Genomic DNA, 22777 nt, shown 5'->3' with positions numbered 1-22777 from the left:
CCTCACAATGTCTGTCTGGACACGACACTATATCCTGGAAAAGAACTCGATCCTGCTGATTGTCGCCATCATTGTGGTGGTCGCGATCGGTGGTCTCGTCGAGATCGCGCCGCTCTTCTACCTGAAGAGCACGATCGAGGCAGTGGACGGGGTAAGGCCGTACACTCCGCTGGAGCTCGCGGGGCGCAACGTCTACGTCCGCGAGGGCTGTTATCTGTGCCACTCGCAGATGGTCCGGCCCCTGCGCGACGAGGTCGAGCGCTACGGCCACTACTCGCTTGCGGCCGAGAGCATGTATGACCACCCCTTCCAGTGGGGTTCGAAGCGGACCGGGCCTGACCTCGCCCGCGTCGGTGGCAAGTACTCCGACTCCTGGCACGTGACCCACCTGGTCAACCCGCGGGCGATCGTGCCGCAGTCGGTGATGCCCGGCTATCCGTTCCTGGCCAAGGCGGACGTCGATTCGGCGGCGATTGCGAGCCACATGAAGACGCTTCGTACGATCGGCGTTCCCTACACGGAGGACCAGATCGCCAACGCCGCGGCCGACATGAAGGCGCAGGTCGATCCGGACGGCAAGAGTGCCGACGCATTCGGCAAGCGTTATGCAAAGGCGGTGGTGCGTGATTTCGACGGTCAGCCTGGTGCGCCGACGGAAATGGACGCGCTCGTCGCCTACTTGCAGATGCTGGGCACGCTGGTCGACTTCAAGCTCTACAACGAAAAAGCCAATCTTCGCTGAGAAAGCCTGAAACGATGAAAGCCATCTTAACAGTCCATAACCTTGCGTCCGACATTGTGACGACGATCTGGACGCCATTGTTCGTCGGGATCTTTCTCGCGATCGTTGCTTATGCCTTCTGGCCCCGCAACAAGGCCGCTTTCGACGAAGCGGCGAGCCTGCCGTTGCGAGAGGAGTGATAAATCATGACCGATCATAGCGAAATTGACAGCGTCTCCGGCACGTCAACGACCGGCCATGAGTGGGACGGCCTCAAGGAGCTGAACACACCGTTGCCGCGGTGGTGGGTGATCACCTTCTACCTCACCATCATCTGGTCCATCGGCTACTGGGTCGTCTACCCGGCCTGGCCGCTGCTGGCGAGCAACACGGTGGGCATCTGGAACTACTCCTCCCGCGCCGATGTCGGGGTGGAGCTTGCCAACCTCGAGAAGATCCGCGGCGATAAGATGGCCGCGCTCGCCACGGCGCCGCTCGCCAATATCGAGAAGGACCCGGCCTTGCTGGCCTTGGCTCGCGCCAAGGGCAAGGTCGTGTTCGGCGACAACTGCGCTCCGTGCCACGGCACCGGCGCCACCGGGTCGAAGGGCTATCCCAACCTGAACGACGATGACTGGCTGTGGGGCGGCACGCTCGACCAGATCATGGAGACCGTCCAGTACGGCGCGCGTTCGGGTCACGCCAAGGCCCATGAGGGTCAGATGCTCGCCTTCGGGAAGGACGGCGTGCTCAAGGCCGAGGAGATCGCCACGGTTGCCAATCATGTCCGCTCGCTGGCGGGTCTGCCGACGCGGCAGGGTTACGACGCGAAGGCCGGCGCCAAGATCTTCGCCGACAACTGCGTCGCCTGCCATGGCGAACAGGGCAAAGGCAATCAGGAATTGGGCGCGCCCAACCTGACGGACAAGATCTGGCTCTATGGCTCAGACGAGGCCAGCCTTATCGACACCATCACCAACGGCCGGTCTGGCGTCATGCCGGCGTGGGAAGGGCGGCTCGATCCCGCCACCATCAAGGCGATGGCGGTCTATGTCCACTCGCTAGGCGGCGGCAAGTAAAAAGGCCAGCAAAATCAAGAAACGGGGGCAGGGAAACCTGCCCCCGTTTTGAGCTGGATCAACTGCCCGGCCTGAGCAGGTTCTAAGTTGCGACGCAATTGCGAAATGGATCCCAGCAACCATGAACAAGGCCGTAAATCCCAACGATCTCAAGCCTCAGGACGATGTCGGGCCGCTCTATTCGGCGCACAAGAAGGTCTACCCGCAAAGTGTTTCGGGTACCTTCCGGCGCATCAAATGGGAGCTGATGGCCGTCTGCCTCGGCATCTACTACTTGCTGCCGTTCGTGCGCTGGAATCGCGGTCTCGGCGCCCCCGACCAGGCGGTGCTGATCGACCTGCCGAACCGGCGCTTCTACTTCTTCTTCATCGAGCTGTGGCCGCAGGAAGTCTACTATTTCACCGGCCTTCTGATCCTCGCCGCCGTCATCCTGTTCCTGATGAATTCGATCGGCGGACGCATCTGGTGCGGCTATCTGTGCCCGCAGACGGTGTGGACCGACCTGTATTTTGCCGTCGAGCGCCTAATCGAGGGCGACCGCCGCGAGCGAATGAAGAAGGACGCTTCGTCCGGCCCGATGAAGCTCCGGCGCATGTCCGAGATCGTGCTGAAGCATTCGATCTGGCTGTTGATCGCCTGGTGGACCGGCGGCGCCTTGGTGCTGTATTTCGACGATGCGCCGACGCTGGTGAAGCAGCTCGCCACCTTCCAGGCCCCGATGGTGGCCTACGTCTGGATCGGCATTCTTACGACAACGACCTATCTGCTCGCAGGCTTCATGCGCGAGCAGATCTGCACCTATATGTGCCCCTGGCCGCGCATCCAGGCGGCCCTGACCGACGAATGGGCGCTTAATGTCACCTATCGCTACGACCGGGGCGAGCAGCGCACCTCGCTAAAGAAGGCGGCCGAACTGCGCGCGCGCGGCGAAAAGGTTGGCGACTGCGTCGACTGCAACCAGTGCGTGGCGGTGTGCCCGACGGGCATCGATATCCGCAACGGGCCGCAGCTCGAGTGCATCCAGTGCGGCCTCTGCATCGATGCCTGCGACAACGTGATGAAGAAGATCAACCGGTCGACCGGGCTGATCGGCTACGATAACGACATCAACATCGAGCGCCGTCAGGCTGGCCAGCTGCCCGTCTACCGCATCGTCCGGCCGCGCACACTCATTTACACTGCCGTGATCGTCCTCGTCGGCGGCCTCATGCTCTACACCTTGGCGACGCGCAGCCTGCTTGAGGTCAACGTGCTGCACGACCGCAACCCCGTTGCGGTGAGGCTGAGCGACGGCTCGATTCGCAACGGCTACACCATCCGGCTGCTCAACAAGCGCGGCTTCGATCGTGTCATCGCCATCGATGTCGACGGTCCGACGGCCGCCACCGTCCACATCGTCGGCGTCGATTCGGTGACGCCCGACCGGCCGATGATCGTCATCGGGCGGGACCAGACCAGCGAGCTGCGCGTGCTGGTGACGGCGCCTTCCGAGAGCAATCCGGAGCAGTCGGTCCCGGTGCGTTTCCATGTCACCGATATCGGGCTCGGGGAAGTCGCCTCCGCCACCGACAATTTCGTTTCGCCGTAAGGCTTCCAGGAGTTTTCGTCATGGAAAGACCCGCCGCAGCGCCGAAGCCGCTCACCGGACGAAAGGTGTTTTTGATGCTGCTCGCCTTTTTTGGGCTCGTGATCGGCGTCAACGGCATGGCTATGAAGCTCGCGATCTCGACCCTGCCCGGGACCGAGGTCGACAGCCCATATGCCGCAAGCCTCGGCTACGGGAGGGAGATCATGGCCGCGCATGAGCAGGCGTCGCGCAAGTGGCAGGTCAATGCGCAGATCCAGCGCAGCGACAATGGCGGCGCGACGGTGCAGGTCGAGGCGCGTGACGCGAGCGGGCGTCCGATGACGGGCCTCAAGTTCCAGGGACGGCTCGAGCGACCGACCGACAAGCGCGCCGATCTGCCGCTCGAACTGGCCGAGGTGGGCATCGGCATCTATCGTGCCGACGCCGCCGCGGTCGCGCCGGGCCAGTGGGATCTCGTGCTCGAAGGTGATGCCAAGGGCGGCCACCGCATGTTCCTGTCGAAGAACCGCGTGGTCCTGAACTAGAGGAACCCGCGATGCAGGTGACGCGCGATTTCTCGCACTATGTGAAGGATGCCGGCCCCGGCCTCCATCACATCGACCTCGCGGTCGAGGGCGTCCACTGCGCCGGATGCATGACGAAGATCGAGCGTGGCCTGTCCGAGTTTCCGGATGTCACGCTGGCCCGGGTCAATCTGACTGCCCGGCGCGTCGCGCTGGAATGGAAGGAGGGCACGCTCGATCCGGCCCGCTTCATCGATCGCCTGGCCGAACTCGGCTACAAGGCCTATCCCTTTGAGACCGCAAGCGCCGAAGCCGCGGAGGTCGAGGAATCGCGCTTCCTGTTGCGCTGCCTCGGCGTTGCCGCGTTCGCCACCATGAACGTGATGATGCTGTCGATCCCGGTGTGGTCCGGCAACGTCAGCGACATGCTGCCCGAGCAGCGCGACTTCTTCCACTGGCTGTCGGCGCTGATCGGATTGCCGGCGGCCGCCTATGCCGGCCAGCCGTTCTTCCGTTCCTCCTGGCGCGCGCTTTCCACCGGCAACGTCAACATGGACGTCCCGATTTCGATCGGGGTGATCCTGGCGCTCGGGATGTCGGTGGTCGAAACCATCAATCACGCCGAACACGCCTATTTCGACGCGGCCATCATGCTGCTGACCTTCCTCCTGGTCGGCCGCTTCCTCGACCAGAACATGCGGCGGCGAACCCGCGCCGTTGCCGGCAATCTCGCCGCCCTGAAGTCCGAGACCGCCTTCAAGTTCGTAGGGCCGGATGAAATCTCGCAGGTCCCCGTCGCGGCGATCCATCCCGGCGACATCGTCCTGTTGCGTCCCGGCGAGCGCTGCGCCGTCGACGGCATGGTGATCGAGGGGCGCTCCGAAATCGACCAGAGCCTGATCACGGGCGAGACGCTGTATGTGACCGCGGAGCACGGCACGCCGATCTACGCCGGTTCGATGAACATTTCCGGCACGCTGCGGGTGCGGGTGTCGGCGGCGTCCGAAGCGACTCTGCTCGCCGAGATCACGCGCCTGCTCGATAACGCGCTGCAGGCGCGCTCGCGCTACATGCGGCTTGCCGACCGCGCCTCGCGGCTCTATGCGCCGGTGGTGCACGCCACCGCGGCGCTCACCATTCTGGGCTGGGCCTTCGCGGGTGCAAGCTGGCACGACGCGATCGTCACCGGCATCGCCGTTCTGATCATTACCTGTCCCTGCGCGCTCGGGCTTGCGATTCCGACCGTGCAGACGGTCGCGTCGGGCGCAATGTTCAAGGCCGCCGTGCTTATCAATTCGGGTGATGCGATCGAGCGGCTGGCCGAAGCCGACCACATCATCTTCGACAAGACCGGGACGCTGACCGTTCCCGACCTCGAAGTGATCAACGCGGCGGACATTCCGCCCGACATCTTCAAGCTCGCCGGACAGCTCGCGTTGTCGAGCCACCATCCGGTCGCCGCCGCGGTTGCCGAATCTGCCGGTGCCAGGTCGCCGATCGTCGGCGCGATCGAAGAGCCCGGGCAGGGCGTGCGCGCCGTGATCGACGGTGTCGAGATCAGGCTGGGCCGGCCGTCGTTCTGCGGCGCCGAGCAAAAGGCGAAGGACAGCGCCGGCCTCGATCCGGAAGCTTCGTTCGTGGCGTTCAGCAAGGGCGGGGAGAGATACGTCTTTTCGGTCCGTCAGGGCCTGCGCCCGGACGCCAAGGCGGTGATATCGGCCCTGCAGCAGCGCCGGATCGGAATTGAGATTCTTTCCGGCGATCGCGAGCCGGCGGTTCGCGCGGCGGCGCAGGCGCTCGGAGTGAGCGAATGGCGAGCCGGCGTCACCCCGGCCGACAAGATCGCGCGCATCGAACGGTTGAAGGGGCAGGGCGCCAGGGTACTGATGATCGGCGACGGCATGAACGATGCACCCTCGCTCGCTGCGGCCCACGTCTCGATGTCGCCGATCTCGGCGGCGCATCTCAGCCAGTCTACGGCCGATCTCGTGTTCCTCGGCAAGCCTCTGGCGCCGGTGGTTGCGGCTGTCGACTACTCGCGCAAGGCGCTGCACCTGATGCGCCAGAACCTGTGGCTTGCGATCTGCTATAATTTCCTGGCGGTGCCGATCGCCATCAGCGGCGTGGTGACACCGCTGATCGCAGCCGCCGCGATGTCGGGCTCTTCGATCCTGGTGATGCTGAACGCGCTGCGCGCCCGCAGCGCCTCGCAGGGGATATTGTAGATGGAAGTCCTGGTTATTCTCGTTCCGCTGGCGCTGGCGCTCGGACTTGGCGGACTGTTCGCCTTCCTGTGGTCGCTGAAAAACGGCCAGTACGACGATCTCGACGGCGCCGCCTGGCGAGCGATCTCCGACGACGATGAGACCCCGCCGGAGAAGCCGTCCGAACTGGCCTCTGCCAAGCGCTAGCTCTTCGCGTCACCAACAGTCAGGCGGCAGGTCAACCAGCCGCCCGCCAGGAGCGCCGCGCCGACGCCTGCGACGCAGGCCGTCCAGCCGAACGAGTCGAACAATCGGCCGAGAACCGCGCTGCCCACGAGGCCGCCGCAGAAATAGCAGGCGAGATAGGTCCCGCTGGCGACGCCGCGATTGCCGCTGGCCGCCTGTCCGACGAACCCGGTGACTGCAGCCTGTGCGAAAAAGGTGCCGACGCCGACCAGAACCATGCCGGCCAGCACTCCGGCAAGATGCGGCGCCAGCATCAGCGGCAGCCCGAGCGCAGCCACGGTTAGCGCGGCCCAGATCGTCGTCCGTGGCCCCAGCCGCTCAACGGCCTTGCCCGCCAACACCGTCGTGACGATCGAAGGCAGGAAGACGAAATAGACGAGGCCGAGATCCATCATGCCGAGCGACAGTGGCGGTCGTACCAGGACGAAATTCACGAAGGTGAAGGTGCCAATGAAGGCGAATAGGATACAAAAGCCGAGACCATAGGCGGCACGGAGCTTTTCGTTGCGCCAATGGGTGATCATGGCGGCAACGGGCGTTTGCGTCGGTGCGCTGGCGTGCATCGGCCGGACGCGCTGAATGGTGAAATAGACCAGCAGGGCGCCGGCAAGATTGAGCGCAGCAAACAAATAGAAATTCCAGGAAAGCCCCAGCCTGTCGGCGACTGCCGCCGACATCAGGCGGCCGACCAGATTGCTGGCGACATTGCCGGTGATGTAGGCCGCAAAGGCGCCGCCGGCATCGGCCGCGCTGCACTGTTCGCCGAGATAGGCAAGAGTCAGAGCAAACGCGGAGGCCATGCACAGACCTTGGGCGATGCGCAGGAGCGTGAAGACGGTGAGATTGGGCGCGGTGGCCAGTAGGGTAGTGGGGATCGCGAGCAAGGTCAGGCTGACGAGGATGCCGAGCCTGCGGTCGATATGCGGACTGAGGACGCCGATGACGAGGCCGGCGATCGCCATGCCCATCGTGCTGGCGTTGACCGCAAATCCCATCGCCGCGGGTGTCACACCGTAGTGCCGCGTCAGCGACGGCAGGATGGCTTGCGTCGCGAACAGGTCAACCACGGTCAGAAAGGCCGTCAGTCCGATGACGATGGATCGAAGAACGACGCCGGGCGAATGAGCGTCCATTATCGTCGGTTGCGGCTTCATCGGGGCAGACAGATCGGTCATGGCGACTCTCCTGCGAAGCCGAAAAGGAGGATGTGACGCCCGGCGTGCGGGGGGACACGGGGAATCCCGGAACATCACATCCCGTTCCTCATGGTCAGGAGCGCAGCAACGCTGCCCCCCTTCGGACGATGCTGCGCATCGCGGATTGAACCGTGAGGCAAAAGAGCGGGCCTCATCCTTCGAGACGCCGCTTTGCGGCTCCTCAGGATGAGGATCAACGGGGTCGTGCTCGTTACATGTTGTGGTCGCGCGGATCCTTGCGGACGTCGCCGACATAGAGAATGACGGTTTCCTTGCCGAGGTTCTTCCACCAGTGCGAGGTGCCATGCACTTCCGGGCGCAGGTCGCCCGCCTTATGAACGATCGGATCCACGCAATTGCTGGCATATTCGACGATCTCGCCCTGCTGGACGTAGATCAGCGCGGGCCGATCGTCATGGCTGTGCCAGGGCACGACCCCGCCGGGCTCGATCGTCAGTTTGCGGAAGCGCAGTTCGCGATCCTTGATGGCGGCGGGCTGCTTGCCGAGATGGATCGAGCCGAGCGTGACGTCCGTGACGCCGACAGCTTTGAAGTCGACCTTTTCGCGACCGTTGGCCTTGATCTTGTCAGCCGGACATTCGCCGGCGAACGCCGGTTGCAGCGTCATCGAGAGCGCGCCGGCAAGAACGAAGCTCGGCCAGAACGTGCGGAGAATTCCAAGATGTCTGAACATGTGCTGTCTCCTCTATTTGCCGCGGCCCCGGTATCGGCCGGCGATACAATCAGCTTGGCCGAAGTCGCGCTGATAATGAAATGCCGCCTGGCTCTGGTTTCGATAGCGTGACGCTATGCGTCAGCGATGCCCGAGCATGTGTTTGATGTCGGCGGAAAAGGTCGGATAGGCGTAGACGTTTTCCCGGATCTCTTTCGCCGTGATGCCGAACCGGACGGCAAGGCCGAAGATATTGATGAGCTCCTGGCCGGCGTGACCGACGAGATGCGCGCCGAGAATGCGGTCGCTTGCACGATCGACGATGATCTTCGACCAGGCCACGGTCTCCGCGTAAGTTCGCGCCGAGAACCAGTCGTGCATGTCGTTGACGTGAACGTCGAGCGGCAGTCCCTTCCGTCTCGCGGCGGCTTCGGTGAGGCCGACCGAGGCGAGCGCGGGCACGGTGTAGACTGAGGTAGCCATGCTCTGGTAATCGGGACTGTGCTTCGGGCCCTCGACGATATTGCGTCCGACGATGTCGCCTTCATAGGTCGCGATCGGCGACAGCTGCGGCGAGATCGGCACGGCGTCGCCGCACATGTAGACCTTGGCATTCGATATCGAACGCAGATGGCGGTCAACGGCAATGTGGCCGTTATTGTGCTCGACTCGGCCGGCTGCAAGATCGAGGCGATCGACATTGGCGATACGTCCGGCGCCGTTGACGACGCGGTCGGCTTCGGCCGCATGCTCGACGCCATCCTGCGTGAAGACCACGCGCAGACGGCTGCCGCAGCGCTCGATGCGCTCGACATTCACGCTGGTCTCGACCTGAATGCCGATGCGCTCGCATTCCATCTGCAGCCGGGCCACGGCATCGGCATCCATAGCGGGCAGGAGCTGCGGCAATGCTTCGAGGATGGTCACGCTCGCGCCGGCGCGCGCGTAGACATGGCCGAATTCGAGCGAGATGACCCCACCGCCCACGAAGATCACTGAGGCGGGAAACTCGCGCTCGCTCAGCATGTCGTCGGAGGTGGTCATGTGCCCGGCGCCTTCAATCGGCAGCGGACGAGGCTTGGAACCGGTCGCGATCACCACGTGCCCGGCCTCGAGCACGCGGTCGCCGACCCGGATGGCATTCGGCCCCATGAAGGTGCCGCGTCCCCTGATCACTTCGACGTTGCGGCGCGCCATGGCGCCGGCGAGATTTGCCGGAATGTCCTTGATCATCTCCTTCTCGCGGTCGATCAGGCCAGCCCAGTCCAGCCGGGGCTTGCCGACCGAGATGCGGTGCACGCTTGCGCGCTCGATGTCGTGCAGGGCCTGGCCGGCCGCGACCAGGATCTTCTTGGGCGTGCAGCCACGGTTCGGGCAGGTGCCGCCAAGTTCGTGGGATTCGATCATCGCAACGGACAGGCCGGCGCGCCGGGCCGGACCGGTGACGCCGATCCCCGCATTGCCGCCGCCCAGGATCACAACGTCGAACTTGTCGCGGGTCATTGGGCCGTCCTCCGTGTTGGGAGTGCCCGTGGTTCCGGGCACACGTGCCTCGGCGGCGGGTCGCGCCGGGCGATGCGGCTATTTGTTGACGATGGTCGAAGTGATGGATTTGACGACCATGGTCGCCATCTTGAACTGCGCTTCGCGGTCCTTGATGTTGTGACGCCTGGCGATCCAGTCGAAGTCGGTCCAAACTGCCCAGACGTCGCCGTTCTCGTTCTCGGTCAACAGCAGGCGAACCGGCCAGTCCAGCCCGGCATTGGGATTTGCGGTGATGAACTGGGTGCCGAGCGGCGGATTGCCGAAGACGAGCAAGGTGGAAGGGCGAAGCTTGATGCCGGCATCCGCGGCAAGCTTCGACTGATCGATTTCCTGGAAGAACTTGATGCCCTTGGAGGCGATGTCCGCCCTGATGCGGCTGATCGCCTCTGACATCGGCACGGCGCTTTTGACACGGACGATACCGTCATCGCTGTCGGCCCGCGCCACCGAGGTGGCGGCCGATATCAGCAACACCAGCAGCAACAGGGACGTGCAGAGATTGACAAGGCGCGCGGTTAGGGGGCGGGTCATCGAAATCCTCCTGTCAGGTTGCATGCGCAGCGTGGATTGCAGGCAGGATGGAAGCCGGGGCGCGGGAGGTGAAATGCGACCTCGCTCTGAATTCGATAGCCCCGTGCTATCGCGGCGCGATGCGCGCCGGCTATCGAACCGATCAAGCAACGGCATTTCCGCAAATGCCGGATCGGGCGTTGGATGCCAGCGCGCCCGATTGGCGGGCGTCGACGTCAATCAGGAGGAGCATCCAATGACGAAACTGTTCAAGACTCTTATCGCCACTGTCGCCTTTGCCGCGATCGCGACCTCTGCGTTTTCGGAGGAGGTGGGCCTGGAGTTCAAGTCCGGCATGGCCTACGTCTACGGCGGCCCCGGAAAGATGTCGTCGATGGCGATGGCCGCGACGCCGAAGAATCACGACGCCATGATGAAGAATGCCACGAAGGTCCCCAACAACACGGTGTTCTTCATGGAAGGGAACCAGCTCTACATGGCTTATGGTATGCTCGGCCCGGACGGAATTTACAGCAAGCGCTAACCGCTGCCATCCGAAAGGCCGCCCCTTGTGGGCGGCCGTTAGGCCAAAATAGTATAGAGGATGCCAGATCGCTGGAGCAGGACATGAACTCGCTTTCGCCGGCTGACACCGAACGGCTCAGGCAAGCCTTCCTGCGCTGTCGCGACATGGAAGGCACGCTGAGCGAACAGCTCACGGCCTACGCTGCCGCCGGGCGCGAGATCTTCCCGGCCTATGGTGAGGCGGTCGACCGGCTGGTGGAGAGGATCAACGAGAATGGCGGTGGCGAGAATGCGCCGCGTCCCGGCGAGGTGATGCCGCCTTTCATCCTGCCCGATGAGAACGGGCGACTGGTCGCTCTCCCCTCGTTGCTCAGGCAAGGCCCGGTCGCGGTGATGTTCTTCCGCGGCCACTGGTGTCCCTATTGCCGGCTCAATGTCCGCGCCGTGATCCAGGCGCATGACCGCATCAAGGCAATGGGTGCGCAGATCGTCGCCATCATGCCGGAGACGCAGGAATTCACCACGAAGTTCAAGACGGAGTGGGGCGCACCGTTCCCGGTGCTCACCGATCTCGACAACGGCTATGCGCTGTCGCTGAACCTCGCGATCTGGCTCGGCACCGAAATCCAGGCGCTGCTCGCGCATCAGGATCTTTCTGCCTTCCACGGCAATGACGGGTGGATGCTGCCGATTCCGGCCGTGTTCGTCCTCGGCCGCGACGCCGTCGTCGAGGCACGGTTCGTCGACCCCGATTTCCGCAGGCGCATGGAGATTGACGATCTGCTGGCGGCGTTGCAGCGCGCCAACCACGAGCGTTAGCGCAGGAGCAGCTTACGTCGCCTCGCAGTTATCCAGGAATTGGCGCCAGTCCGCGCCCCGCAGCATGCGCATCACGGCGGAGGCGGCCGCCGTTCGTTGCCGCCCGGCGACACCATAGAGGTTCACCGTGCGACGCGCGTCAAGCCCGGCAACGGCCGTCCGCTTCAGGCTTTGCGGGATCGGCGAGGTGTGCGGCACCATGCCGATGCCGATATCGGCTTCAACCAGTTCGATCAGGTCGCGCTCCGAGGATATCTCGTGACTGTGGTCGACATCGATTCCGTGCTCGCGCAGCGAGGCGCCGAGGCGCGTGGAATGCTCGCAATAGGTCCGGCTCAGCAGTTGCTCGGAGCGCAGGTCGTCGAATTCGATGTTGCCGCGCTCGGCCAGCGGGTGTCCCTTGCTGACAACGAGATCAAAATTCTCGGTGAATAGCGGCCAGACGTCGAGCCGTTCCCATGCTTCGTCGATTTCCGCGGCAATGCCGAGCTCGGCTTCGCCCTTCTTGAGATATTCGGCGACTTCGCGGCCGGTGCCGCGCAGGAAGCGGAATTCCAGTCGGTTGAACTGGCGCCTGATCTGGTCGAGGTGCGGGATCAGCAGCGACAAGTCGATGGAATGAGTTAGCGCAACTCTCAGCGCGCCGATTTCGCCGCTCTTGAACGAGGAGGCGAGCGAGCGCGCCCCCAACGCCGCTTCATAGCACTGCTTTAGCAGCGGATGCATGCGCTGGCCGAGTTCGGTGAGCTGCGCCGCAGGCCGCTCGCGCCGGAACAGGTCGCCGCCGAGCTCGGCTTCGAGCTGCTTGATCGCCCGCGTCAGCGACGGCTGCGTCACGTTGCATTCTTCGGCCGCGCGCGTGAAGTTCAGCAGCCGTGACACCGCGAGGAAGTAGCGGACCTGGTGCATCTCCATGGATCAGCTCCCATCTGCTTGGGCGCAGTTTAGCCGATCGGGCCGCCCGGCGGTATCACGTCTGCAATAGCGCGGGCCTATGGTTTCGGAAGCCAAAGGGCATTTCCGTAAAGCACGCTTCTGCCGCAGATTTCGCTGGCAGAGGAAGGCCGCACGGCCGCAAGCGCCAACGGAAGGCTCCGACCATGAACATCCCCGTGACATCCCGGATTGCCCCGGCATCGCGGCCGCTCGCCGGCAGGGTGTCGCTGGTCACCGGCTCGACGAGCGGCATCGGGCTTGGCATCGCCCGCGCGCTCGCCGCCGCCGGCTCCGACGTCGTCCTCAACGGCTTTGGCGATGCAACGGAAATCGACAGGACGCGGGAGCGGATCTCGAAGGAATGCGCCGTCACCGTCAGCTATTCGCCCGCCGACATGAGCGAGCCGCGTTCGATCGGCGACATGATCGCCGCCGCACTCGCGCAACATGGCCGGCTCGATATCCTCGTCAACAATGCCGGCATCCAGCATGTGGCGCCCCTCGAAAAGTTTCCGGTCGAGAAATGGGACCAGATCCTGGCGGTCGATCTCTCGTCCGCCTTCCACACCACGCGGGCAGCGCTGCCGGCGATGCGCAGAAACAGATTCGGGCGCGTCATCAACATCGCGTCCGCTCATGGCCTCGTCGCATCGCCATTCAAGGCGGCCTATGTGGCGGCCAAGCATGGCCTCGTCGGTCTCACCAAAGTCACCGCACTGGAGACCGCGGAAGAGGGCATTACCTGCAACGCGATCTGCCCCGGCTACGTCTACACGCCGCTGATCGAAGCGCAGATCGACGGTCAGGCGAGGGCGCACGGCATTTCGCGTGACGAGGTAATTCGCGACGTGCTGCTCGCGCAGCAACCCAACAAGCGGTTTGCCACGGTCGAAGAGCTGGGCGCACTCGCGGTCTTTCTCTCGACCGACGCCGCGGCTTCGATCACGGGCATCGCGCTGCCGGTCGATGGCGGCTGGACCGCGCACTGAAGGTCGGCATAACGCTCGGGAGTGGAACATGCACGGGATGCAAGGCAACAAGGCACGCGGCGGCAGGCCGGCGAAGGATCTGCCGGGTCAGATCGTCCTGGTGCTGCAGGGCGGTGGTGCGCTCGGCTCCTACCAGGCCGGCGTCTATGAGGCGCTGCACGAGGCCGGCATCGAGCCGGACTGGATCATCGGCACCTCGATCGGCGCCATCAACGCAAGCCTCATCGCCGGCAATGAGCCGCAGGACAGGCTGGCGCGGCTGAAGGAATTCTGGAAACGGATGGAGCAGAATCCGATCTGGAATCTGCACGCCGCCTTTCCCGGGTTCAACGACAAGCTCACCTACTGGTCCACGATCACAAACGGCATTCCCGGCTTCTTCCGGCCCAATCCACTGGCGCATGCCGGCGATTCCTATCCGCTGGGCGCCGAGCATGCCGGATTCTATTCGACTGCGCCCCTTCAGAAAACGCTTGGCGAACTTGTCGATTTCAGGCTGTTCAACCGCTGCACGCCGCGCCTGACCGTCGGTGCCGCGCATGTCCGCACCAGCCGGATGCGCTATTTCGACAGCCGCGATGGAGAGCTCACGATGGCTCACATCATGGCCTCGGGCGCATTGCCCCCGGCCTTTCCGGCGGTGCGCATCGACGGCGAGCTCTACTGGGACGGCGGCATCCTCTCCAACACGCCGACCGAGGCGGTGTTCGACGACAATCCGCGCAAGGATTCGCTGATCTTCGCCGTGCACCTGTGGAATCCGGTCGGCGCAGAGCCGACGACGATGGCGGAGGTGCTTAACCGGCACAAGGACGTGCAATATTCCAGCCGCATTGCCAGCCAGATCGCGCGCCAGCAGCAGGCGCATCGGCTGCGCCATGTCATCAACCAGCTCGCCGCGCTACTTCCCAAGAGCGAACGCGACAATCCTGCCGTCAGGGAGCTGATCAGCTACGGCTGCCCGACCCGCATGCACGTCGTGCGGCTGCTCGCGCCGCAGCTCGATCGCGAGACCCACACCAAGGACATCGACTTCAGTCCATCGGGCATCATGCGGCGCTGGGATGCAGGCTACCGCCACACCAGGGCGGTGCTGGAGCGCCCGCCCTGGATCGGCGAGTTCGATCCGCTGTCGGGCGTCATCCTGCACGAGCAGGCCGAAGCCATGCCCATGGCGGCGGAGTGATCGGAACCTACGCCGCTGCGACCTTGCGGTAGAGCGCGTTGTAGGAGCCTGCCGAGGTGTCCCAGCTGAACGAGCGCGACATGGCAGTGCGGCGCATGGAGTCGAGCCGATCGTGCGCCCCGAAGGTCGAGAACGCCCGGCGGATGCCGCCAAGGAAGGAGTCCCGCGACGGTTTGCTGAACAGGAATCCGGTCTCGCCGTCGGTGATCGTCTCGGCAAGCCCGCCGGTCTGGTGTCCGATGGGCAACGAGCCGAAGCGCTGGGCGTACATCTGGCTCAATCCGCACGGCTCGAAGCGCGACGGCATCAGCGTGAAGTCGCTGCCGGCGAAAATCCGCCGTGCCTGGGCGTCATCAAATCCGATCGCGACACCGATCGCATCCGGTCTTCGGCGGTGCGCCTTGATCAGGGCCTGCTCGATCGCCGGCTCGCCCGAGCCGATGACGGCGATCTGCCCGCCGGCATCGATGATCTCGTCGGCGGCCTCCAGCACGAGGTCGATGCCCTTCTGGTGGACGAGGCGTGCGACGATGCCGAACAGCGGACCGCGGGAGACGCCAAGACCGAACTGCTTGCGCACGTAATCGGCATTGGCGCGCTTGCCTTCCCAGTCACCGGCGCCGAAGGGCTGTGCCAGATGCGAGCAGAAGCGGGGATCCCAGCTTTCGTCGATGCCGTTCAGGATCCCGGTCAACTGCGCGGCATCCGCGCGAAGGCGAAGTAGTCCTTCGAGACCGCAGCCGAACTGGGCGGTCGTGATCTCCTTGGCATAGGTCGCGCTCACTGTGGTGAGGTGCGAGGAGTAGACCAGGCCGCCCTTGAGGAAGGAGACCTTGTCGTAGAATTCGATTCCGTCGATGTGGAACGAGCTCTCCGGTGCGCCGATCCGGCGCAGCGATTCCTTTGGAAAGAGCCCCTGATAGGCGAGGTTGTGGATGGTCATGACCGAAGGCAGATTGATGCCCCGCCAGGCGAGGTAGGCGGGCGCAAGCGCCGCCTGCCAGTCATTGGCGTGGACCATGTCCGCTGCCCAATTTTTGTCCAGAGTGCCTGCGGCGAGCTCAGCGGCGGCAGACGCAAAGCGCGCGAAACGGATGTCGTTGTCGGGCCAATCCTCGCCGGACTCGTCGCCATAGGGATTGCCGGGGCGCTCGTACAGTTGCGGGCACAGCAGGACGTAGATGGGCAAGCCGTCTCGGGTGGACGCGAGCGCCAATGTCGCCGCCGGCATTTCCGCGAATGCCTTGCAGGTACCGGCAATCTCGATGTGCGTGAGCTGCTCAATGACCTCGCGATATCCGGGTAGCATGATCCGGATATCCATCCACGGCCTCATGGCCAAAGCTCTGGGCAGAGCTGCCGAAACCGCAGCCAGTCCGCCCACACGGACGTAGTCGTCCATTTCAGTCGTGACAAATAGGACTCTCAAGAAACCGCCCTCTCATGAGCCTGTCTGAAGTAATGCAAGAACAGGTCCAACTTCTGTCCACGCCCTGTGGTTGTAAGAGCGCAAAGGTTTCTATCCAGTGAAGATTATTTCTGCCGCTTGAGATCTTCCCTGCCACAGCTCGGTAAATTACGGTGCTGCGCCGAAGCCAGATGAGAAACAGTGGCAATTAGGGACCCCAGGATGACCATAGCCGATCAGCATGAGCGTAGTTTGACAAAGGTCTTCGAAGGTCTGCGCGTACTCGATTTTTCGACCACCATCGCAGGTCCGCATTGCGCGCGGATGCTTGCAGACATGGGCGCGGAGGTCATCAAGATCGAGACGGCGGAGGGCGAGACGATGCGGAGCCGTCCGCCCGTGCGCAACGGTTGCAGTACCGTGTTCGGCCAGCTCAATGTCGGCAAGAAGAGTATCGTGCTCGATCTCAAATCAGGTGAAGGGCTGGAAGCGATTCGTCGGCTGGTAGCGACGGCGGATATCCTGGTCGAGAACTTCCGGCCGGGCGTCATGCATCGCCTGAAGCTCGACTACCAATCGTTGCGCGTCATCAACCAGAGATTGATCTATTGCTCGATCTCCGGTTATGGCCAGACCGGTCCGTCGTCGGAGCTGCCGGCCTATGCGCCCGTCATCCATGCGGCTTCGGGTTATGACATGGCGCATCTTGCCTACCAGCCCGGTCGCGACCGGCCGGATTATTGCGGCATCTACCACGCCGATGTCGTCACCGGCACTTATGCCTTCGGCGCCATCGCTTCTGCGCTCTATCAGCGCAACGTGACCGGGGAAGGCCAGCACATCGACGTCTCCATGATGGAGTCGATGTTGTCGCTCACGGTCATGGAAGTGCAGGCCGCGCAGTTTGACGTGAAGCCTCCGCCGCGTCCGATGTTCGGTCCGACGGAAACCGCGGACGGCTACGTCATGATCACCATCGCCAGCGAAAAGAGCTTCGAATCCCTGATGCAGGCGATCGGGCGCCCGGAGTGGACGACCGATCCGCGCTTTGCGCGCTATGCCGACCGCCGCGAGAACTGGTCGCTGCTGATGGAGGCTGTCGAAGGCTGGTCGCGGCAGATGACGACACAGGATTGCCTCGCCGCGCTCAGCGCGAACGGCGTGCCGGCTTCCGCCTATCGCACCATCGCCGAAGCGCTGCGTGATCCGCAGCTCGTCCACCGGCGCGCGCTGTCCGAGGTCGAAGATGGCGGCGGCACATTTAGGGTACTCAACCTGCCGTTCCGGATGTCGGGCGCCGACGTCAGCCCCGCAAAGCGGATGGCAACGCTCGGCGAGCACACGCGGGTTCTGCTGCAGGAGGCCGGCTTGTCGGAAGAGCAGCTGGCCGCGTTCCGCGGCACGGATGTTCCGGCGGCCCGGGCTTGAAGCCAGCCGGGTTTGTCTCGCCCCGCCAGGCATGGCATGCTGGCGGGCAAAACAAAGAGCTAGCGGGAGAAACGCCAATGAAAAGCTTCAAGGTCGCCGATTTCAAAGCCCCCCTTATGGAGGTCGATCAACCGACGCCGCAACCGTCGGGAACCCAGGTGCTGATCAAGGTCAAGGCGGCGGGCGTCTGCCACAGCGATCTGCACATCTGGGAAGGCGGCTATGATCTCGGCCACGGGCGCAAGCCGCTGTCGCTGAAGGATCGCGGCATCGCGCTGCCGCTGACCATGGGCCACGAGAGCGTCGGCGAAGTCCTTGCCTTCGGACCCGACGTCAAGTCGACCGACCAGGGCGACCTCAAGATCGGCGACGTCGCGCTGGTCTATCCCTGGCTCGGCTGCGGCAAGTGCGCGACCTGCCTTGGCGGCGATGAGAACATGTGCCTTACCTCAAGATCGCTCGGCGTCTATTGCGACGGCGGCTATGCCGATCACATGATCGTGCCGCACCCGCGCTATCTCCTCAACCTGAAAGGCCTCGATCCGGTCACGACGGCGCCCTACGCCTGCTCCGGGGTCACAACGTACAGCGCGCTGAAGAAGGTCGAGCAGCACTTCAACACGCCGATCGTGATCTTCGGCGCCGGCGGCCTTGGCCTCATGGCGCTGTCGCTGCTGAAAGCGATGGGCGGCAAGGGCGCGATCGTCGTCGACATTGACGCCCGCAAGCGCGAGGCCGCCGAGAAGGCTGGTGCGCTTGCGACCGTCGATGGCAAGGCCCCCGACGCGCTGGAGCAGCTCACCAAGAAGGCGGGCGAGCCGATCCGCGCGGTGATCGACCTCGTCGGCAACGCCGCCACGGCGCAGCTCGGTTTCGACTGCCTCACCAAGGGTGGCAAGCTCGTCATCGTCGGCCTGTTCGGCGGCGGCGCGCCGTGGGCGCTGCCGCTGATTCCGATCAAGGCGGTTACCATCCAGGGCAGCTACGTCGGAAACCTGCGCGAGACAAAGGAATTGCTCGACCTCGTTCGAGCCAGGAAGGTGCCGCCGATCCCCGTGACGACAATGCCGCTTTCGAAGGCCAACGACGCGCTGTTGGCGCTGCAGAAGGGCGCGCTGGTGGGGCGGGCGATATTGACGCCGTAATCGCGCCGTCATTGCGAGCGAAGCGAAGCAATCCAGGAATCCATCCGCGGACGAAGTCTGGATTGCTTCGTAGCGTCGCTCCTCGCAAATGCGACGTGGTCCCTTCCTTTCCACTGGAGAATCCATGTCCGCAAACAACGCGTTCCACGTCGCAGTGCTGGCCGGCGACGGCATCGGCCCGGAGGTCATGGCGCCGGCGCTCGAGATCCTGCGCAAGGTCGAGGCGAAGTCGGACCTGAAGTTCCGCTTCACCGAGGCGGCCGCGGGCGCCAACCATTATCTTGCGACCGGAAAATCGATGCCGGAAAGCACGGTGCGCCTGTGCGAGGAGGCGGACGCCATCCTGCTGGGGGCCTGCGGCCTGCCATCCGTGCGCTATCCCGACAATACCGAGATTATGCCGCAGGTCGAATTGCGCTTTCTTTTCGACCTCTATGCCGGCGTGCGTCCGGCGCGGCTGATACCGGGCGTGCCGAGTCCGATCGTCGGCGCGGATGCGCGCGGCATCGATCTCGTCGTGATCCGGGAGTCGACCGAAGGCCTGTTCGCCTCGATGGGCAAGGGCGTCGTCACCCATGAGGATGCGCGCGAGACGCTGGTGATCACGCGCAGGACTTCCGAACGCCTGTTCGAGTTCTCCTTTCGCCTTGCCGAGCGGCGCAAGGCCCGCGGCAGGCCGGGTGCGTTGACCTGCGTCGACAAGGCCAACGTGTTCAAGGCCTTCGCCTTCTTTCGTGAAATGTTCGATGAGGCCGCTAAACGTCATCCAGAGGTGAAGACCGACCGCCTATATGTCGACGCGTGCTCGGCGATGCTGGTGAAGCGTCCGTGGGACTTCGACGTGATGGTGATGGAGAACATGTTCGGCGACATCCTCTCCGATCTGACCGCGGGCCTCATCGGTGGCATGGGCATGGCGCCGTCCGCCGATATCGGCGACCGCCACGCGGTATTCCAACCCTGTCACGGCACTGCGCCCGACATCATGGGCCAGGGTAAAGCGAACCCCACCGCCATGATCCTCTCGGCGGCAATGATGCTGGACTGGCTCGCCGACAAGCACGGCGTCGAGAGCGCCGCGGACGCCGGCGAGCGCATCGAGCGCGCGGTCGATGCGGCCTATGCCGAGGGAATCAAGCCGATGGAATTCGGCGGCAGCAACGGCACGGTCGATATCGTAAAGGCGGTGCTCGCGGCTCTCTAGAGCATGATCCGGAAACACTGGGCACCGGTTTTCCGAAAAAATCATGCTCAATCAAAAACTGTCGCGCTTTAGGTGCCGAACCTGCGCAGCAAAAAGGGAAGCTGGTGGATATCGGTTCAGCTATCGAGTCGCGCCGGCGACATTCTACACCCGCGGCTGCCGACAACATCGTCGGGTCGCTGGACGTCAATATGCCATCATCCTTCATCGTCACGGCCAGACCGGAATAAGGTCTGGCCCAACGAGAGAGCGCCGATCGGCGGCTGGCGTTATCGATTGCTTCCACTACGAAAGCGAGTGGAAGTGCAGGGAGAGGGCCGCGAGCGGCCGAGCAGTGACGCTCAGTCCTCGTTCGCGGCGATCGATTCCATCAGCGATACGAGCTGTCGCTGCACCGTCTGATCCTTGATCTTGCTGTAGGCCCGCAGCAGCCTCAGGCTGAACGCGCTGTCCAGGAAGAGGAGGCTTTCGACTTCGCGCGACTTGTTGTCGCCGTCGTAGAAGAAAGTCACCGGTACATCGAGGGCGGAGGCGATTTGCTGGAGGCGAGCTGCGCCGACGCGATTGACGCCCTTCTCGTACTTCTGAACCTGCTGGAAGCTGACGCCGAGCTTCTCGCCAAGCTCTGCCTGGGAGATCTTCATTTCCACGCGCCGGAGGCGGATGCGCTTGCCAAGCTCGATATCGGGCTTGCCGGCACTTCGCTGCTTCATTCTCTTCGCCGCTGATTTGTTCATACTGCTCTCACCGATCTTCGGTTGAAACCTCCCCCCGAAGAGTGGGTCAGGGGTTCACCCATTTATACCGCGTTCGACTTGCGTGAATGTAGGAATTTACCTGTAAACCACTGAAATCTTGCCGGATTAGAGGCCCCGGCAAGCCGCCTTGCGAAGTACAACCTGAGGTATCATAATCCGGCCAACAGCACACCGCCCGCGCCATTGGTCACGACTAATTGCTTCTTCACCGGCCAGATGTGTTCGGCGCCGCTTTCGTCGCTTTCGAACATTCCTCTGGAAGCGATCGGATTGAAGACGTGCATGACAAGGTGCCTCCTCGTCAAGTCCGCAACCATACGGAGAGTGCGGTTTTTCTTTATTGATTTCTGAATGTTGCAGGCAAGCGGAGACATGCAATCGAGACCGGGAGGACATGGAGTACGGTCAGGCCGAGGTGCCCTCGCGAGGGCGCCAGACCTCATCACTTCGCGGACAATCCGGGCAACCACCTCTAACGTCGAAAACCAGCAATATCATCGCGCGCGGGTGCTCATCGATCTCACAGCGCCCGCAGATGCAAACAAGTCTTTTTCTCAACTGTAGTCTGCCAGAATAATGGGTAGATTACAACTCTGACGGGATACCAGGCGGGAGCCGCCGGCTGGCCTGACATCCAGCCCGGAGGGTTGGGGAAGGTTAGCTGGCCCAGCGACCTCTAATCGGGTCGCTCGGGTACGCACTGCATGATGGCAGTGCGCGCCAGTATCGAGAAGGGGCCTCTCGCACGAAACACGGTCTGCGCTCGCAGCGGCAGTCATCCTTGGTTGCGTTTATCTGCATCACTGTGGACATTTTCCGAGCAAGCCTGGCACTTGGTCGGCAGCAACGGCTGGTGCCTGAATTGCTCTTCGAGCACGCGGGAGTTCTCGCGAGCGCAGGGCACGCGGAGGAATGGCAGCGACGTTCCTGCAGCGCGGAATGGGAAGAACGCCGGTGGCGAGTTCAGACGGCCGATTGCATTCGGTTCTCTAAGGCTCGAAGAGCACCGAATGCCGCGGCCATGAGGCCGCCGATCTGGGCTCCATCGCCATTCGCGATCTCAGGTGAAGCCTGGCCAGATTGGCGGCTCGGAACTGCGGGCGCTCTGCGACCGGAATCCACCGCCCCGGGGCGTTGCGGCGGGAGGTCGAGCAAGACGAGCCATGGCACACCCGCTGCTCCGGCCGGCCAAAAGTCGTGCCTTTGCCGCGAGTTGCTCGCGCCGCAATGTCGCACCTGTGATCGCCCCCTTGGCTGCGTTCGATCCGTGGCTCTTGCTTCTGTCGCGTATCCCCTGCATCGGTTACACCAGACGGACGGATTTCAATCCGGCCGGCGCGCTGGCTGCGCCGCCGCCGGGACCAAATGGCTATGGATGCATGATTCAAAACGTTTCTATCCCGGCAGCGCTGATCGCCGGTCTGGTCAGCTTTCTGTCCCCCTGCGTGCTGCCTCTTGTTCCGCCCTACCTGGTCTATTTGACCGGTGCCACCATCGAGCACGTCGAGAGCAATGAGCCGGTCGCGACCTCGAGGCGCGCGGTGATGCTCTCAGCCGCGCTGTTCGTCCTGGGCTTCTCGACCATTTTCGTGCTTCTCGGCGCCAGCGCCTCTTTGATCGGATCCCTGATCCGGGAGTGGTCGGCCGAACTATCGATCCTCGCCGGCATCGTCATCATCGCCATGGGCCTGCACTTTCTGGGATTGACCCGGTTCGGCCTGTTGATGAGGGAAGGGCGCCTGCCGATCCCCAAGCCCGTCGGCCTGTGGGGCGCCTATGTCATGGGCCTCGCTTTTGCCTTCGGCTGGACGCCCTGTATCGGCCCGATCCTGGCCGCGATCCTTTCGATCGCGGCCGCCGAAGCGACGGTTGCCAAGGGCGCAGGTCTGCTTGCGGTCTACTCGGCCGGGCTCGGGATTCCCTTCCTGCTCGCTGCCTTCATGATCGAGCAGTTCTCATCGGCTTTTGCGCGGCTGAAGGGACATCTCACCAACGTCGAGCGGGCGATGGGCGTGTTGATGGTGATCACCGGCATCGGCTTTCTCACCGGCACGGTCACGAATGTGAGCATCTGGTTGCTCGAGACATTCCCAGCTCTGCAAAGCATCGGTTAG

Annotated in this window: 23 protein-coding genes; 15 read left to right on the top strand and 8 right to left on the bottom strand. The window is 63.6% G+C overall.

From position 1 onward, the window contains the following. The first annotated feature begins 7 nt into the window (after window positions 1-7). The 7 genes from ccoO to ccoS all read left to right on the top strand — a co-directional run bounded on the left by ccoO (window position 8) and on the right by ccoS (window position 6302). Window positions 8-742 carry a cytochrome-c oxidase, cbb3-type subunit II gene (gene ccoO / locus HY852_RS18495; RefSeq protein ID WP_291606227.1) on the top strand — a complete coding sequence of 245 codons (735 nt, stop codon included), beginning with the start codon at window positions 8-10 and terminating at the stop codon, window positions 740-742. 14 nt (window positions 743-756) lie between these two features. After that, on the top strand, window positions 757-921 hold the full coding sequence (locus HY852_RS18490; RefSeq protein ID WP_291606226.1) for a cbb3-type cytochrome c oxidase subunit 3: 165 nt from the start codon (window positions 757-759) through the stop codon (window positions 919-921). Between the two features lie 6 nt (window positions 922-927). Next, entirely contained in the window at window positions 928-1800 is an 873-nt protein-coding gene (gene ccoP, locus HY852_RS18485; protein ID WP_291606225.1) for a cytochrome-c oxidase, cbb3-type subunit III, read from the top strand. Between the two features lie 121 nt (window positions 1801-1921). Further along, window positions 1922-3388, top strand: coding sequence for a cytochrome c oxidase accessory protein CcoG (ccoG, locus tag HY852_RS18480; RefSeq protein WP_291606224.1), 1467 nt, complete (start codon window positions 1922-1924; stop codon window positions 3386-3388). A 20-nt stretch (window positions 3389-3408) separates the two neighbouring features. Then, the gene (locus HY852_RS18475) at window positions 3409-3912 is read left to right on the top strand and encodes a FixH family protein (protein WP_291606223.1); all 504 of its coding nucleotides are present in this window, start codon (window positions 3409-3411) and stop codon (window positions 3910-3912) included. Window positions 3913-3923: 11 nt separating this feature from the next. After that, window positions 3924-6116, top strand: a complete 2193-nt coding sequence (locus tag HY852_RS18470) for a cation-translocating P-type ATPase (RefSeq protein ID WP_291606222.1) — start codon at window positions 3924-3926, stop codon at window positions 6114-6116. Next, on the top strand, window positions 6117-6302 hold the full coding sequence (ccoS, locus tag HY852_RS18465) for a cbb3-type cytochrome oxidase assembly protein CcoS (RefSeq protein WP_291606221.1): 186 nt from the start codon (window positions 6117-6119) through the stop codon (window positions 6300-6302). It abuts the gene before it with no gap. Here the strand turns inward: ccoS and HY852_RS18460 are convergent. The 4 genes from HY852_RS18460 to HY852_RS18445 form a co-directional block, all read right to left on the bottom strand. After that, window positions 6299-7516, bottom strand: coding sequence for an MFS transporter (locus HY852_RS18460; RefSeq protein WP_291606220.1), 1218 nt, complete (start codon window positions 7514-7516; stop codon window positions 6299-6301). The two genes, ccoS and HY852_RS18460, sit on opposite strands and share 4 nt — an antisense overlap. 232 nt (window positions 7517-7748) lie before the next feature. Next, window positions 7749-8231, bottom strand: coding sequence for a cupin domain-containing protein (locus HY852_RS18455; RefSeq protein WP_291606219.1), 483 nt, complete (start codon window positions 8229-8231; stop codon window positions 7749-7751). Between the two features lie 120 nt (window positions 8232-8351). Further along, window positions 8352-9713 (bottom strand): NAD(P)/FAD-dependent oxidoreductase, encoded by a 1362-nt coding sequence (locus HY852_RS18450; protein WP_291606218.1) that lies wholly within the window; start codon window positions 9711-9713, stop codon window positions 8352-8354. A 78-nt stretch (window positions 9714-9791) separates the two neighbouring features. After that, entirely contained in the window at window positions 9792-10286 is a 495-nt protein-coding gene (locus HY852_RS18445; protein ID WP_291606217.1) for a DUF302 domain-containing protein, read from the bottom strand. A 235-nt stretch (window positions 10287-10521) separates the two neighbouring features. Between HY852_RS18445 and HY852_RS18440 the strand changes: the two genes are divergently transcribed. Both HY852_RS18440 and HY852_RS18435 read left to right on the top strand, forming a co-directional pair. Continuing rightward, the gene (locus HY852_RS18440) at window positions 10522-10809 is read left to right on the top strand and encodes a hypothetical protein (RefSeq protein ID WP_291606216.1); all 288 of its coding nucleotides are present in this window, start codon (window positions 10522-10524) and stop codon (window positions 10807-10809) included. An 83-nt stretch (window positions 10810-10892) separates the two neighbouring features. Then, complete coding sequence (locus HY852_RS18435; protein WP_291606215.1) at window positions 10893-11609, top strand: peroxiredoxin-like family protein; 717 nt, start codon at window positions 10893-10895, stop codon at window positions 11607-11609. 12 nt (window positions 11610-11621) lie between these two features. Here HY852_RS18435 and HY852_RS18430 read toward each other — a convergent pair whose 3' ends face one another. Then, a complete protein-coding gene (locus tag HY852_RS18430) occupies window positions 11622-12524 on the bottom strand; it encodes a LysR family transcriptional regulator (RefSeq protein ID WP_291606214.1) in 903 nt (300 codons plus the stop codon). 185 nt (window positions 12525-12709) lie between these two features. Here HY852_RS18430 and HY852_RS18425 point away from each other — a divergent pair, with 185 nt between their 5' ends. Together HY852_RS18425 and HY852_RS18420 are read left to right on the top strand one after the other, a co-directional pair. After that, window positions 12710-13534, top strand: a complete 825-nt coding sequence (locus HY852_RS18425; protein WP_291606213.1) for a 3-hydroxybutyrate dehydrogenase — start codon at window positions 12710-12712, stop codon at window positions 13532-13534. Between the two features lie 28 nt (window positions 13535-13562). Continuing rightward, window positions 13563-14720 (top strand): patatin-like phospholipase family protein, encoded by a 1158-nt coding sequence (locus HY852_RS18420; protein ID WP_291606212.1) that lies wholly within the window; start codon window positions 13563-13565, stop codon window positions 14718-14720. Window positions 14721-14727: 7 nt separating this feature from the next. Here the strand turns inward: HY852_RS18420 and glgA are convergent, their stop codons facing one another. After that, window positions 14728-16149 carry a glycogen synthase GlgA gene (glgA, locus tag HY852_RS18415; RefSeq protein ID WP_291606211.1) on the bottom strand — a complete coding sequence of 474 codons (1422 nt, stop codon included), beginning with the start codon at window positions 16147-16149 and terminating at the stop codon, window positions 14728-14730. 201 nt (window positions 16150-16350) lie between these two features. Between glgA and HY852_RS18410 the strand changes: the two genes are divergently transcribed. The 3 genes from HY852_RS18410 to HY852_RS18400 all read left to right on the top strand — a co-directional run bounded on the left by HY852_RS18410 (window position 16351) and on the right by HY852_RS18400 (window position 19905). Beyond that, window positions 16351-17556: a CaiB/BaiF CoA-transferase family protein gene (locus HY852_RS18410; RefSeq protein WP_291606210.1), complete on the top strand. Its 1206-nt coding sequence runs from the start codon at window positions 16351-16353 to the stop codon at window positions 17554-17556. 77 nt (window positions 17557-17633) lie between these two features. Then, window positions 17634-18701, top strand: coding sequence for an alcohol dehydrogenase (locus tag HY852_RS18405; RefSeq protein WP_291606209.1), 1068 nt, complete (start codon window positions 17634-17636; stop codon window positions 18699-18701). 124 nt (window positions 18702-18825) lie between these two features. Beyond that, complete coding sequence (locus tag HY852_RS18400; RefSeq protein ID WP_291606208.1) at window positions 18826-19905, top strand: isocitrate/isopropylmalate dehydrogenase family protein; 1080 nt, start codon at window positions 18826-18828, stop codon at window positions 19903-19905. 341 nt (window positions 19906-20246) lie between these two features. Here HY852_RS18400 and HY852_RS18395 read toward each other — a convergent pair whose 3' ends face one another. Then, the gene (locus HY852_RS18395; RefSeq protein WP_291606207.1) at window positions 20247-20642 is read right to left on the bottom strand and encodes a helix-turn-helix transcriptional regulator; all 396 of its coding nucleotides are present in this window, start codon (window positions 20640-20642) and stop codon (window positions 20247-20249) included. Between the two features lie 170 nt (window positions 20643-20812). Beyond that, window positions 20813-20947 (bottom strand): hypothetical protein, encoded by a 135-nt coding sequence (locus tag HY852_RS18390; protein ID WP_291606206.1) that lies wholly within the window; start codon window positions 20945-20947, stop codon window positions 20813-20815. A 1095-nt stretch (window positions 20948-22042) separates the two neighbouring features. On the opposite strand from HY852_RS18390, the gene HY852_RS18385 reads away from it, so the two are divergent. Then, the gene (locus tag HY852_RS18385) at window positions 22043-22777 is read left to right on the top strand and encodes a cytochrome c biogenesis protein CcdA (protein ID WP_291606261.1); all 735 of its coding nucleotides are present in this window, start codon (window positions 22043-22045) and stop codon (window positions 22775-22777) included.

The sequence above is a fragment of the Bradyrhizobium sp. genome, assembly GCF_016213215.1.
GTDB lineage: Bacteria > Pseudomonadota > Alphaproteobacteria > Rhizobiales > Xanthobacteraceae > Bradyrhizobium.
The sequence above is the reverse complement of the archived record's forward strand: the minus strand, read 5'-3'. Positions and strand labels throughout refer to the sequence as shown.